Source organism: Nocardioides sp. GCM10030259, from assembly GCF_042666375.1.
Classification (GTDB): domain Bacteria; phylum Actinomycetota; class Actinomycetes; order Propionibacteriales; family Nocardioidaceae; genus Nocardioides.
Map to the genome: position 1 here is coordinate 187,791 of NZ_JBHTDF010000008.1, position 12,792 is coordinate 200,582.

Here is a 12,792-nt window from a genome sequence, read left to right on the forward strand (position 1 = left end):
TATTCTGGCGGGCATGACCGTCTCGGGCACCTGCCATCCGTCGTTCGAGCCGCTGCGGGACCTCCTCGAGCGCGGCCTCTCCGACGGGAGCGAGGTCGGCGCCTCCCTCGCCGTCGTCCACGACGGGGAGGTCGTCGCCGACCTGTGGGGCGGCGAGGCGTCGCCGGGGCGGCCGTGGGAGGCGGACACGCTCGTCCACACGTGGTCGGTCACGAAGACGATGTCGGCGCTCACCCTGCTCGTGCTCGCCGACCGCGGCGAGGTCGACCTGGACGCGCCCGTCGCGACGTACTGGCCGGAGTTCTCGCGCCGCGACGTCCTCGTCCGGCACGTCCTCGGGCACACGTCGGGGTACGCCGGCTGGAGCGACACCCTCGACCCGGCCGGCCTGATGGACCTGCCGTACGCCGCGGGGCTGCTCGCCGCGCAGGAGCCGTGGTGGGAGCCGGGCACGGCGTCCGGCTACCACATGCTCAGCTACGGCCACCTGCTCGACGGGATCGTCCGCGGCGCCACCGGGTCGACGCTCGCGGACCGGTTCCGCACGCTGGTCGCGGAGCCGCTCGGCGCCGACTTCCACCTCGGCGTGCCCGGTGACGCCCTCGAGCGATGCGCCGACCTCGTCCCCCCACCCCCGGGCGGTCTCGACCTCGCGGCGCTGCCGGAGGGCAACCTGCTCGTCCCGACGCTCGTGAACCCTGCCCTCGACATCGGGGGCTTCTGCAACACCGCTCCCTGGCGGCAGGTGTCGGTCGCGGCGGCCAACGGGCACGGCAACGCCCGGTCGATCGCCCGGGTGCAGTCGGTGGTCTCGCACGGCGGCGAGGTCGACGGCGTGCGCCTGCTGTCGAAGGAGACGATCGACCGGATCTTCGAGGTGCAGGCCGAGGGTCCCGACCTGGTGCTGCTGGTGCCGCTGCGCTGGGGCATCGGCTACGGGCTCCCCCACCCGACCGCACCCGCGGTGCCCGCGGGCCGGGTCTGCTGGTGGACGGGGTACGGCGGCTCGATCGTCGTCAACGACCTCGACCGGCGCACCACCGTCGCCTACGCGATGAACCGGATGATCCCCCACTTCACGTCGTCACCGCGCACGGATGCCTATCTGCGCACCGCTTTCACCTGCATCGAGGAGGTCCTGGCATGACCGAGGGAACCCGCGTCTGCATCATCGGCGCCGGCTGCTCCGGCATCACGACGGCCAAGCGGCTCAAGGAGCACGGCATCGACTACGACCAGTTCGAGATGTCCGACGACGTCGGCGGCAACTGGTACTTCCGCAACCCGAACGGGCGGTCGGCGGTCTACGAGTCGCTGCACATCGACACGTCGACGACCCGGCTGCAGTTCGAGGAGTACCCGGCTCCCGCGGACTGGCCGCACTTCCCGCACCACACGCTGATCCACCAGTACTTCCGCGACTACGTCGACCACTTCGGCCTGCGCGACGCGATCACGTTCCACACGGGCGTCGAGCGCGCACGTCGTACCTCCGAGGGCTGGGAGGTCACGCTCTCCACCGGCGAGACGCGCTCCTACACCGACCTCGTCGTCGCCAACGGTCACCACTGGTCCCCGCGGCTGCCCGCCTGGGCGACCGCGCACGCTGACTCGTTCGACGGCGTCGTCCTGCACAGCCACGCCTACGTCTCGCCGTTCGAGCCGATGGAGATGCGCGGCAAGCGCGTCATCGTCGTCGGGATGGGCAACTCGGCGATGGACATCGCCAGCGAGCTGTCCGCGCCGTGGATGGCGTCGAAGCTCTACGTCTCCGCACGGCGGGGCGTGTGGGTGCTGCCGAAGTACCGCAACGGACAGCCGGCCGACAAGGTGATGGCGCCGCCCGACATCCCCAAGGAGCAGGCGCTGGCGGCGTCGCGGGCGCTGATCCGGGAGCTGGTCGGCTCGATGAGCACCTACGGCCTGCCCGAGCCCGACCACGAGCCGCTGGCGGCGCACCCGTCGGTGAGCGCGGACTTCCTCACCAAGGCGGGGTCCGGGGACATCCACATGCTCCCGGAGATCGTCCGCCTCGACGGGTCGACCGTGCACCTGGCCGACGGGTCCTCGGTCGAGGCCGACGTGATCGTCTGCGCGACCGGCTACAACATGGAGTTCCCGTTCTTCGACGAGGACGAGGCCGACCTGCATCCCGACTCCGAGCACCGCTACCCGCTCTTCAAGCGGATGATCAGGCCGGGCGTCGACCACCTCTTCTTCCTGGGCCTGGCGCAGTCGTCACCGACGATCGTCAACCTCGCCGAGCAGCAGTCCAAGCTGCTGGCGCGCCTGCTCGACGGCTCCTACGTGCTGCCCTCGGTCGAGGAGCAGGAGCGCATCCTGCGCGCCGACGAGGCGGCGCACCTCGAGCAGTACTACTCGGCGCCGCGGCACACGATCCAGATCGACTTCGGCCGCTACTGCCTCGACCTGCACGCCGAGATCGAGGCGGGCATGGAGCGCGCGGGGGTCGGCGCCAACCAGCGCTGACGACGTCCGCGACGCCCGGATGTCCCCAGGAGATGCCGTGGTCGTCCGGCCTGGTGGGCTCGTCGTCGCTGCGACGCCCAGGCCCTCGGCCTGAACCACCCAACCTCCCGCCCATGAGATCAAGTTCACAACGACCTCTCAGGCCCTCGCGGTAGCGGCCGATGCCTCGAGCATGAGAAACCTCCGCTGGACGGTCGGTCGTCGCATCGCCGCCATCACTGCCATCGGCCTCGCGTCGACCCTGCTCGTCGCGGCCGTGGCGTGGACGTCGGCCGGCGCCGTGCAGCACGACTCCCACCGCGTCCGCACGCACGACGACGCGCGCTCGCTCTACCAGTCCCTCGACACCCGCTCCAGTGAGCTCAAGGTCGACGGGTTCAAGGCGCTGACGTTCGAGGACCCGACCATCGCGCAGGCGGACGTCGCCGACGACACCGCCCAGGTCGCCGACCTGATCGCGCAGCTGCGCGAGCTGGACCTCGACGACCACGACAAGGAGAAGATCGACCAGGTCGAGGCGGCGTTCGCGACGTACGTCGCCCGGATCAGCGACTTCGTCGACGCCGCCGTCGCCGGCGACGCGCAGCGGGTCGAGGAGATCCAGAAGGCGAACGAGGCGATGGACGAGGTCCTGGGTGCCGCCGTCGAGCTGCTCGCCGAGGACGTCGTCGAGGCCGCCGGCGCGCTCGACGACGAGGTGACCGGCACCCGGACCAAGGTGCTCGTGTTCGGCGCCCTCGGCATGCTGCTGGCCGGGCTCCTCGGGTGGGCGATCACCCGCAGCCTGGTCCGCCCGCTCACCGGTGCGGTGGCCGCCCTCCAGCGCTTCGCAGGTGGCGACCTCACCCACCGGCTCGAGGAGAAGACGTCGGGCGACGTCGGCGACCTCGAGATCGCGTTCAACCAGACCATCGAGTCCGTCGCGGGCATCGTGGCGACCGTGCAGGGGTCGGCCGACGCCGTCGCCGCGGCGTCCGAGGAGCTGTCGGCGTCCGCCCGTCAGATCTCGGCCGGCGCCGAGGAGACCTCGGCCCAGGCCGGGGTGGTGTCCGGTGCCGCGGACGAGGTCTCGCGCAACGTGCAGGTCGTCGCCGCCGGCGCCGAGGAGATGGGCGCGTCGATCCGCGAGATCTCGCAGTCGGCCAACGAGGCCGCCCGCGTCGCCTCGCAGGCGGTCGGCATCGTGGAGACCACCAACGAGTCGGTCGCCAAGCTCGGTGCGTCCAGCCAGGAGATCGGCAACGTGGTCAAGACGATCACCTCGATCGCCGAGCAGACCAACCTCCTCGCCCTCAACGCGACCATCGAGGCCGCTCGCGCCGGTGAGGCCGGCAAGGGCTTCGCCGTCGTCGCCAACGAGGTCAAGGAGCTCGCCCAGGAGACCGCCCGCGCCACCGAGGACATCGCGAGCCGGGTCGAGGCCATCCAGGCCGACACGACCGGCGCCGTCGACGCCATCGGCGAGATCTCGACGATCATCGCCTCCATCAACGACTACCAGCTCACCATCGCCTCCGCGGTGGAGGAGCAGACCGCTACGACCAACGAGATGTCCCGCAACGTCGGCGACGCCTCGGCCGGCTCCGGCGAGATCGCCACCAACATCTCCACAGTGGCGAGCGTGGCCACGTCGACGAGGCAGGCCGTGGACCAGACCCTGTCCGCGGTGGACGAGCTGGCCCGGATGGCGCAGGGCCTGCGCACCGAGGTCGGCCGCTTCACGATCGGCTGATCAGGCGACCAGCTCCACCTCCGACGTACGACGGACCGAGGCCCCGCGGGCGATCACTGCCACGCCCGCGCCGGCACCGGCGAACACGACGGCCAGGAAGAGCCAGCCCGGCAGCCCGTGGTCGACCGCGGTCGCCGTGACGAGCGCCGGAGCGATCATGCTGGCCACGGCGTACCCGGTCTGGTTCAGGCCCTGGTAGCGCCCGGCGCTCGCGGGGTCGGCGAGCTCGAACGCCAGGCCCCACGCGCCCGCCTCGCACCAGACCTCCGCCCAGGAGCCGAGCACCTCGCCGAGGACGAGGAGCACGACGGCCAGGACGGCCCCGGTGCTCCCGGCGGCGCCGTAGAGGAGGCAGCCGGCGGCCAGCAGCAGGCTGCCCCGGCGGATGGTCTGGCCGGCCACCAGCACGTCGTGGGTGCCGCGCGCGGCGCGGACCTGGAACAGCGCGACGATCGCCGTGTTGAGCACCAGCAGCAGGGAGACCACCACCTCCGGCGCCTCCGTGCGAGTCACGATCCACAGCGGCACGCCGACCGAGGTCATGCCGAACTGCATGGCGATCACCGAGTTGAGCGCGACCACGCCGAGGTAGGTGCGGTCCCGCAGCGGCGACGGGCCGACGACCCGGTCGACGGCCAGGTGCGCGTCCATGCAGCGCCCGAAGCCCTCGGCCCGGCCCCGCAGGCCGCGCAGCGGCACCGTCGCGAGGAGCGCGAAGGCGCCGACCGCGAGCATCGTCAGCTGGTACGCCGTGGCGGTGTCGGCGACGAGCGCGGCGCCGGCGAGCACCGTGCCGAGGCCGATGAACACGTTGGTGATCACGCGCAGCCGGGCCCGGATCTCGACCCGCTCCGCGCCGGTGAACCAGCGCGCCTGGACGGTCGCCTTGGCCGTTCCCTGGAGGCTCCGGCTGCCGACCGCGACGCACGCCACGAGTACGAAGCTCAGCACGCCGTCGGCCGCGACGTACGCCAGGAACGCCAGGCCCTGTACGGCGTTCGCCCACACCTGGAGGCGGTCGGCGCCGACCCGGTCGGCGGCGTACCCGCCCGCGAAGGACATCAGCACGCCGACGGCGCCCGCGATCGTGAGGCCGACCCCGACCGTGGTCGCCTCGAGCCCGATCACGCGCGTGAAGTACAGCGCGCTGACGCTGTAGAAGAGGCCGGTCGCGAGCGCCCCGGCCATGGTCGCGGCGGCGAGGGCACGCTCGACGGGGTCGGACGGGAGCAGCAGGCGGTGGAGGCGATCGAGCACGGGAGAGTTCTCCCACGGCCGTCCGGGCGCCCACCAACGATGTAGCGTCCTGCTTCATGGTCGGGCGCATCGAGTACGAGCTGGGCGGCGGGGACCTCGGCGAGGTCCGCTTCGCCCTCTCTCCCATGAACGAGGTCGCGCTGTCGCTGCGCACCTGGCGCGAGCCGGGCCGCTACCCGCTCCAGCTGCCCTGGCTCCAGCTCACCGCGTCGGCACGCGCCGACCTCGACGGAGAGATGCTGCTCGCGCTCACCAACGAGCGCATGTGGACCCCGGACTTCCTCACGCCGAGGCCGTGGTCGCCGCTGACCCGCTTCGGCGACGAGCTCGCCGCGCTCGCCGAGACACCGCTCGACGTGGTGCGCGACGACATCGCCGAGGTGCACCCCGATCCGGCGACCCGGCCGGCCGTGCTCACCGGCCGCCGCGACCGGATCCGGCGCCGCATCACGAACGCGCTCGCGGCGTACTGGACCGCCTGCTTCGAGCCGTGGTGGCCGCGGATGCGGGCGGTGCTCGAGGCCGACATCGTCTTCCGCGGCCGCACGATCGCGCGTGAGGGGCTGGCGGCGATGTTCGCCGACCTGTCCCCGCGCATCCGCTTGATCGACGACGTCGTGCACGTCCACATGTCGTCGAAGGTCGGCTTCCGTCGCTCGACGGCGGGCGAGGGCCTGACGCTCGCGCCGTCGATGTTCACCATCAACGCGACGGCGCCGATCTCGCCGGACGAGCCACCGCTGATCCTGTACGGAGCACGCGGCGGCGGCACGCTCTGGCAGAGCGACCGGCCCACGGCGCCGCGAGCACTGGCCGGCCTGGTCGGCGACGTCCGGGCCCGGCTGCTGGCACTGCTCGACTCCCCCGCGTCGTCGACCGAGCTCGCGATCCGGCTCGGCGTGACGACCAGCGCGGTCAACCAGCACCTGCGGGCGATGCGCGACGCCGGCCTGCTCACCTCGGCCCGCCACGGCCGGTCGGTGCTCTACCTGCGCTCGGGGCTCGGCGACGAGCTGGTGCGCGCGGCCTCCTGAGCGGAATCAGGTGACCGCGTCGATGTCGCCGATCAGCGCGAGGAGGGCGAAGACCCCCAGCGCGCCGAACCCCGCCCGCAGCAGCCACGCGACGACGCTCCTCGCCGTCGCCGACAACTCTGCGGCGAAGGTGTGCACGCCGTAGGCCAGGCCGAGCCCGACGATCGGCAGCACGAGGAGAGGGCCGGAGAAGATCCAGACGGCCAGGAGCGGAGCGACCTTCTCGATCTTCGCCGTCTGGAACCAGCTGGTCGGTCGCAGCCAGCGCTCGATCAGCAACGCCACGGCCGGGATGAAGACCAGCGGGATGGCGAGGAAGAGGACGACCGGCAGCCAGTCCGGGTCGAGGAGGGTGAAGTCGACGCCGTCCTGGTGGATGAGCGCGGCACCGAGGACCACGGTGCCTCCCGCGGTCAGGCAGGCGATCCGGAACCAGGACGGCCCGATCGCGAGCGTGCGCAGGGCGAGGTAGATGAGCCCGCCGACCAGACCGAGCTGGAGCGTGGAGAAGAGGAGCTGCGCGGTCCCGCCCGCGCTGATGCGACCCATCTCGAACCCGTCGTCGGAGATGACTCCGGCGTCCTCGGGGTTCTGGGACGCCAGGACTCCCATCGCGACGCGGCCGCCGATGCCGCCGACGACGAGACCGAGGACGGCACCGGCCGCGGTCGCCGCCGACAGCGCCCGGACCGCCGGTTGGAGACGCCAGTCCGCCACGCGCGCACCGTACTGCGCGCCCGGCCGGAGGCGCGTCGCCAGATTGAGGTGCGGCTCAGCGCCTCTTGCCGCGGCCGTGCAGCAGCCCGAGCACCTTGGCGAACTGCTGCTCGGCCTTCGCCGTGCGCTCGAACGACGTCACGTTGATCATCGGCTTGAACCGCTGGCGCGCGATCGCCTTGGAGTAGGTGAACTCCTTGAGCCCCTCGGCGCCGTGGATGCGGCCGAAGCCGGAGTCGCCGACGCCGCCGAAGGGCAGGCTCGGGATGCCGGCGAAGCTGATGACGCCGTTGACGGCCGACATCCCCGAGCGGATGCGCTCGGCGATCGCCATGCCGTTGGCCTTGCTGAAGACCGTGTTGCCCAGACCGTAGCGGGTCGCGTTGGTGAGCTCGACCGCCTCGTCCATGTCGCGCACCTTCGCGATCGTCATCGTCGGGCCGAAGGTCTCCTCCTGCACCGCGAGCGAGTCCTCCGGCACGTCGACCAGGATCGTCGGCTGCACGAACCGGTCGCCCACGGCGTCGGCGCCGCCGACGACCGCCCGGCCGCCGCGCGCCAGCGCGTCCTCGACATGGCTGCGGATCACCCCGACCTGGCTGGGCATCGTGATCGGGCCGATCTTGCCGTCGCCGGAGGCCTCGAGGCCGCGCGCCTTCTCGGTGATCGTCGAGACGAACTCGTCGTACACCTTCTCGTGCACGTAGACGCGCTCGACGCCGATGCAGGTCTGGCCGGCGTTGGCGCAGGCGCCCCACAGCGCGGCGTCGGCGGCGGCCGCGACGTCGGCATCCGCATCGACGATGACCGAGTCCTTGCCGCCCGCCTCGATGACCACGGGCGTGAGCGTCTCGGCGCAGGCCGCCATCACCTTCTTGCCGGTCGCGGTCGACCCGGTGAACGCCAGCTTGTCGACGCCCGCGCGGCACAGCGCCGCGCCGGTCTTGCCGAGACCGGTGACCAGCTGCAGAACCGGGCGCCCGACGACCTCCTGGAAGACCTGCACCATCCACGCGCCGACGCCGGGCGTGAACTCGCTGGGCTTGAAGACGACCGCATTGCCGGCCGCGAGCGCGTAGGCGATCGAGCCGAGCGGCGTGAAGACGGGGTAGTTCCACGGGCCGATGACGCCGACGACACCCAGCGGCCTGAACTCGACCGTCGCCGCCTGGTTGACCATCAGCATCCCGGAGGAGACCCGGCGCCGGCCGAGCACCTTCTTCGCGTGCCCGGCTGCCCAGGCGATGTGCTCGATCGCCAGCCCCGCCTCGAGGATCGCGTCGGACTCGGGCTTGCCCATCTCGCGGTGCACGAGGTCGGCGAGCTCGGGGAGCCGCTGCGTCATCGCGGTCTTCCAGGCGTTGAGGTGCTGCTTGCGCTGGTCGAAGGTCAGCGCCGCCCACCACACGGCCTCGTCGCGGGCCCGGCCGACGGCGGCGCGCACCTCGTCGTCGGTCTGCACCGGGTGGGTGCCGACGACCTCGCCGGTGGCCGGGTTCAGCGACTCGAAGGTCGAGCCGGACTGCTGTCGTGCGGGCGCCTGGGTCATGACCGTCACAGTAGTGCTGTCAGCGTCAGCGCGACAGGGCTCCGTCCAGCTGGTCCACCGTGGTCACCGGACGCTCGCAGACGAGGTCGCGGCAGACGTACGCCGCGGGTGCGCCGTCGACCGCGGTCCGGCCGGTCAGCAGCGGGATGTCGTCGGTCGGCCCGTCGGCCACGACCACCACCGCTCCAGGGTGCCGCCGCGCGCGCCGCTCGAGCGCGTCGCGCTCCTCGGACTCCGCACCGACGACCGCGACCTCGAGCGGTCCGCCGCTCATCGCGACGGCGGCGGCGAGCGACCAGCCCGCGAACCGCGGGGCCTTCTCGGCGATCACCGACACCGTCGTCAGCGCGGCGTCGGCAGCGTCGCGGTGCCGGCCCGAGCCGGTGATCGCGGCGTACGTCGACAGCGCGTGCACCATCGACGACAGCCCCGACGGCGAGGCGTTGTCGGACGGGTCACGCGGCCGCGCGACCAGCGCCTCGGCGTCGTCCGCGGTGTCGAAGAAGCCGCCGTCGGCGGCGGCGAATCGCTCGAGCGCGGTGTCGAGCAGGTGGCGGGCGCGCTCGAGCCAGACCGGGTCGCCCGTGACCTGGAGCAGGTCGAGGAAGCCCGCGGCCACGCAGCCGTGGTCCTCGAGGACGCCGGCCGGAGAACCGACCTCGCCGTCGCGGGAGACGCGACGAAGCCGGCCGTCGACCAGGTGCACCCGCCACAGCAGGTCGGCCGCGGCGAGGGCCTCGTCGACGTACCCGGCCCGGCAGAGGCCGCTGATGGCGAGGCCGTTCCAGGCGGCGACGACCTTGTCGTCACGCGCGGGCCGCTCCCGGAGCGACCGGGCGTCGAGCAGCCGGCGTCGCACGTCGGCCCACCGGTCCTCGTCGTCCGGGTCGCGCAGCAGCTGCAGGGTCGAGGCGCCGCGCTCGAACGTGCCGGCGTCGGTGACGGTCAGCAGCCGCGCCGCCCACGCGCCGTCGTCGGGGCCGAGCACCTCGACGAGCTGGGCCGGCGTCCAGACGTAAAACGTGCCCTCCTCCCCCTCGGAGTCGGCGTCGAGGGCCGAGGCGAAGCCGCCCTCGGCCGTGCGCAGCTCGGCGAGCAGGAACCCGGCGACGTCCTGCGCGACCCGGTCGCCGAGCGGCGTGCCCCAGTCGGCGTAGACCCGCAGCAGCAGCGCGTTGTCGTAGAGCATCTTCTCGAAGTGCGGGACCACCCACGAGCGGTCAACCGAGTAGCGCGCGAAGCCGCCGCCGAGCTGGTCGTGGATGCCGCCGCGCGCCATCGCCTCGAGCGTCGCGCCGAGCATGTCGCGCTCGCCGTGCCGCCACAGGAACTCCAGCACCATCGACGGCGGGAACTTCGGCGCGCCACCGAAGCCCGCGTGCACCTGGTCGAACTCCGCCGCGAGCCCGCGCACCGCCGCGTCCAGCACCTCGCGGGTGATCGGGGCGCCGGCGGTGGCGAGGGCCTGCGAGGACAGGTGGTCGCGCAGCGTGGCCGCGACGTCGGCGACCTCGGCACTCCGATTGGTCCAGGCGTCGTGGAGCGCCTCCAGCACCTGCCGGAACGACGGCTGCCCGTGCCGCGGCTGGTCCGGGAAGTAGGTGCCGGCGAAGAACGGGTTGCCGTCGTGGTCGAGCACGACGGTCATCGGCCAGCCCCCGTGGCCGGTCATCGAGGTGGTCGCCTGCATGTAGACCGCGTCGACGTCGGGCCGCTCCTCGCGGTCGACCTTGATGCTCACGAAGTGCTCGTTGAGGTACGCCGCCGTCGCCTCGTCCTCGAACGACTCGTGCGCCATCACGTGGCACCAGTGGCAGGCGGCGTACCCGACGCTGAGCAGCACCGGCACGTTGCGCCGCCGCGCCTCCTCGAACGCCGCCGGCTCCCACTCCCACCAGGCGACGGGGTTGTCGGCGTGCTGGAGCAGATATGGGCTGGTCGCGGACGCCAGTCGGTTGGCCATCAGGCAGTGCTCCGATCCAGTGACAGCTGCACTCTTGTGGACGAGCCGCGCAGGAGGTGCTCGTTCCCCAGCGTAGGAGGACTCACCACGCCGCACGGGACACGCCCGGTCAGGCGAGGATGAAGTAGCGCAGGTAGACGTAGACCCAGGCGACGAGAAGCGTGGCGACGGTCGTGACGACGCCGTACCTGGTGAACTGCCAGAAGCTGATCGGCTCTCCGGCCCTGGCCGCGATGCCGAGCACGACGACGTTGGCCCCGGCGGCGACCGCCGTCGCGTTGCCACCGAGGTCGGCGCCGAAGACGAACGACCACCACAGCGGGCTGTCGGCCCCGGAGGTCGGTGTCGCGGCGACCATGTCCTCGACGATCGGCACCGTCGCCGTGGTGTAGGGGATGTTGTCGACGAACGCGCCGACGACGCCTGAGCCGAAGAGGAGCACGGTGGCGGCCAACAGCTCGTGGTCCCCCATCGCCTCCGCGGCGGCCTCGCCGATCCTGCCGATCACGCCCACCTGCACCAGCGAGCCCACGAGCACGAACAGCGCCATGAAGAAGGCGAGCGTGCCCCACTCGACCTCCTCGAGGAACTCCTCGGGCTCGGTCCGGGAGACGAGGACCGTCACGCCGGCGCCCATCATGGCGACCACCGAAGGGTCCAGGTGGAGCACGGTGTGCAGGCTGAACGCCACCATGACGAGCGCCAGCACGACCAGGCAGCGCACGAGCATCCGCATGTTCGTGATCGCGTCACGCGGGCGCAGGTCCCCCAGGACGTCCCCGACGTCGATCGCCGTCTCGAAGTAGCGACGGAACATCCACCGAGCGAGGAGCAGGAACCCGGCCAGGAGGATGACGGTCAGCGGCAGCGAGTGGACGAGGAAGTCCACGAAGCTCAGCCCCGCGCGGCTGCCGATGATGATGTTCGGCGGGTCCCCGATCAGGGTGGCCGTGCCACCGATGTTCGAGGCGAGGATGAGGGCGATCAGGTACGGCGCGGACGGGAGCCCGAGCTGTCGACAGACGGCGAGCGTGACCGGCGCGACCAGCAGGACACAGGTGACGTTGTCGAGGATCGGCGCCACGGCGGCGCTGATCAGGACGAGCAGGACGAGCAGTCGGTAGGGCCGACCGCCGGACGTGCGGGCCGCCCAGAGCGCGAGGAACTCGAACAGGCCGGTCTGCTTGAGCACGCCGACGATCACCATCATCCCGAACAGCAGGAAGATGACGTTCCAGTCGATGCCGGTCTCGTGGTCGAAGAACGCAGACTCCGCGTCGACCAGGCCGATCACCGTCATCCCGGCCACGCCACCGAGGGCCGCCGCGACCCGATGGACCCGTTCGGTGGCGATCAGGGCATAGCTGACGATGAAGACGGAGATGGCGGCGGAGACCAGGATCACGCCGCGCCCCTCCGCGCGCCCAGTGCGACCGCGGACCTCCGGAGGTCGAGCGACTCGTACCAGCCGGCGAGCCGGCCGTACCTGCTGACCGAACGCAGTCGGTCCTCGACCTGGGCCACCTGACCGCGGGCGGCCACCGCCAGCACCTGGTCACCGGTGCGCAGCACGGTGCGCTCGTCGGGCACGAAGACGGTCGGACCCCGGGCGATCAGCGAGACGACGGACCCCGTGGGCAGCCGCAGCTCGGAGACCTCGACCCCGGCCAGCTTCGAGTCCGGCTCGACCTCGAAGCGGAGGAGCACGCCGTCCAGGCGGTCCAGGACGGCGAAGCCGATGGACACCTTGTGCACGAAGCTGCCCTTCTCGGCCCAACGCGGCTGCCTGCCTCGACCGATCGCCAGGCCCACCGCGAACCCGATGGCGGCGCACAGCATCCCCGCAGAGACCGCGAGCTCCATCTCAGCTGCCCCCCGGCACGGTGCGTGGTGCGCCCGCCCCGGCCACGGTGGCGCCGCCGCGCCTGCGCCCGCCGAGCCCCCGGACGGCGGGCCGTCCGGGCACTCGGAGCAGCAGGTTTCGGGACGGGGCGGGCACGTCATCGAGTCAACCGGGCCGGGCGCGGCGTACGAATGGGGTCTGCCACCC

10 protein-coding genes are annotated in these 12,792 nt (G+C 72.1%); 4 read left to right on the top strand and 6 right to left on the bottom strand.

All coding sequences use genetic code 11. The features are described from left to right. The first annotated feature begins 13 nt into the window (after nucleotides 1-13). The 3 genes from ACFQQI_RS09505 (at nucleotide 14) to ACFQQI_RS09515 (ending at nucleotide 4,222) form a co-directional block, all read left to right on the top strand. Nucleotides 14-1,147, top strand: coding sequence for a serine hydrolase domain-containing protein (locus ACFQQI_RS09505; RefSeq protein WP_378561460.1), 1,134 nt, complete (start codon nucleotides 14-16; stop codon nucleotides 1,145-1,147). Next, nucleotides 1,144-2,490 carry a flavin-containing monooxygenase gene (locus ACFQQI_RS09510; RefSeq protein WP_378561463.1) on the top strand — a complete coding sequence of 449 codons (1,347 nt, stop codon included), beginning with the start codon at nucleotides 1,144-1,146 and terminating at the stop codon, nucleotides 2,488-2,490. Before ACFQQI_RS09505 ends, ACFQQI_RS09510 begins: the two co-directional genes overlap by 4 nt. A gap of 172 nt (nucleotides 2,491-2,662) precedes the next feature. Beyond that, nucleotides 2,663-4,222, top strand: a complete 1,560-nt coding sequence (locus tag ACFQQI_RS09515) for a methyl-accepting chemotaxis protein (protein ID WP_378561466.1) — start codon at nucleotides 2,663-2,665, stop codon at nucleotides 4,220-4,222. On the opposite strand, the gene ACFQQI_RS09520 is transcribed toward ACFQQI_RS09515, so the two are convergent. Continuing rightward, nucleotides 4,223-5,479 carry an MFS transporter gene (locus tag ACFQQI_RS09520; RefSeq protein WP_378561469.1) on the bottom strand — a complete coding sequence of 419 codons (1,257 nt, stop codon included), beginning with the start codon at nucleotides 5,477-5,479 and terminating at the stop codon, nucleotides 4,223-4,225. It lies immediately after the preceding gene. 56 nt (nucleotides 5,480-5,535) lie between these two features. Here ACFQQI_RS09520 and ACFQQI_RS09525 point away from each other — a divergent pair, with 56 nt between their 5' ends. After that, nucleotides 5,536-6,513: a DUF5937 family protein gene (locus ACFQQI_RS09525; protein ID WP_378561472.1), complete on the top strand. Its 978-nt coding sequence runs from the start codon at nucleotides 5,536-5,538 to the stop codon at nucleotides 6,511-6,513. Between the two features lie 6 nt (nucleotides 6,514-6,519). Here ACFQQI_RS09525 and ACFQQI_RS09530 read toward each other — a convergent pair whose 3' ends face one another. From ACFQQI_RS09530 to ACFQQI_RS09550, 5 genes are all read right to left on the bottom strand, one after another. Next, nucleotides 6,520-7,230, bottom strand: coding sequence for a hypothetical protein (locus tag ACFQQI_RS09530; protein ID WP_378561475.1), 711 nt, complete (start codon nucleotides 7,228-7,230; stop codon nucleotides 6,520-6,522). A 55-nt stretch (nucleotides 7,231-7,285) separates the two neighbouring features. Beyond that, on the bottom strand, nucleotides 7,286-8,779 hold the full coding sequence (locus tag ACFQQI_RS09535; RefSeq protein WP_378561478.1) for an aldehyde dehydrogenase family protein: 1,494 nt from the start codon (nucleotides 8,777-8,779) through the stop codon (nucleotides 7,286-7,288). 25 nt (nucleotides 8,780-8,804) lie between these two features. Beyond that, nucleotides 8,805-10,742 (bottom strand): thioredoxin domain-containing protein, encoded by a 1,938-nt coding sequence (locus ACFQQI_RS09540; RefSeq protein ID WP_378561482.1) that lies wholly within the window; start codon nucleotides 10,740-10,742, stop codon nucleotides 8,805-8,807. Nucleotides 10,743-10,851: 109 nt separating this feature from the next. Further along, complete coding sequence (locus tag ACFQQI_RS09545; protein WP_378561485.1) at nucleotides 10,852-12,147, bottom strand: SLC13 family permease; 1,296 nt, start codon at nucleotides 12,145-12,147, stop codon at nucleotides 10,852-10,854. Further along, the gene (locus ACFQQI_RS09550) at nucleotides 12,144-12,605 is read right to left on the bottom strand and encodes a TrkA C-terminal domain-containing protein (RefSeq protein WP_378561488.1); all 462 of its coding nucleotides are present in this window, start codon (nucleotides 12,603-12,605) and stop codon (nucleotides 12,144-12,146) included. Before ACFQQI_RS09550 ends, ACFQQI_RS09545 begins: the two co-directional genes overlap by 4 nt. Nucleotides 12,606-12,792: the final 187 nt, after the last annotated feature.

Bases quoted from the DNA above. Each gene is read 5' to 3' on its own strand.
- ACFQQI_RS09505 (WP_378561460.1), top strand. From the start codon at position 14: ATGACCGTCTCGGGCACCTGCCATCCGTCGTTCGAGCCGCTGCGGGAC.
- ACFQQI_RS09510 (WP_378561463.1), top strand. From the start codon at position 1,144: ATGACCGAGGGAACCCGCGTCTGCATCATCGGCGCCGGCTGCTCCGGC.
- ACFQQI_RS09515 (WP_378561466.1), top strand. From the start codon at position 2,663: ATGAGAAACCTCCGCTGGACGGTCGGTCGTCGCATCGCCGCCATCACT.
- ACFQQI_RS09525 (WP_378561472.1), top strand. From the start codon at position 5,536: ATGGTCGGGCGCATCGAGTACGAGCTGGGCGGCGGGGACCTCGGCGAG.
- ACFQQI_RS09535 (WP_378561478.1), bottom strand. From the start codon at position 8,779: ATGACCCAGGCGCCCGCACGACAGCAGTCCGGCTCGACCTTCGAGTCG.
- ACFQQI_RS09540 (WP_378561482.1), bottom strand. From the start codon at position 10,742: ATGGCCAACCGACTGGCGTCCGCGACCAGCCCATATCTGCTCCAGCAC.
- ACFQQI_RS09550 (WP_378561488.1), bottom strand. From the start codon at position 12,605: ATGGAGCTCGCGGTCTCTGCGGGGATGCTGTGCGCCGCCATCGGGTTC.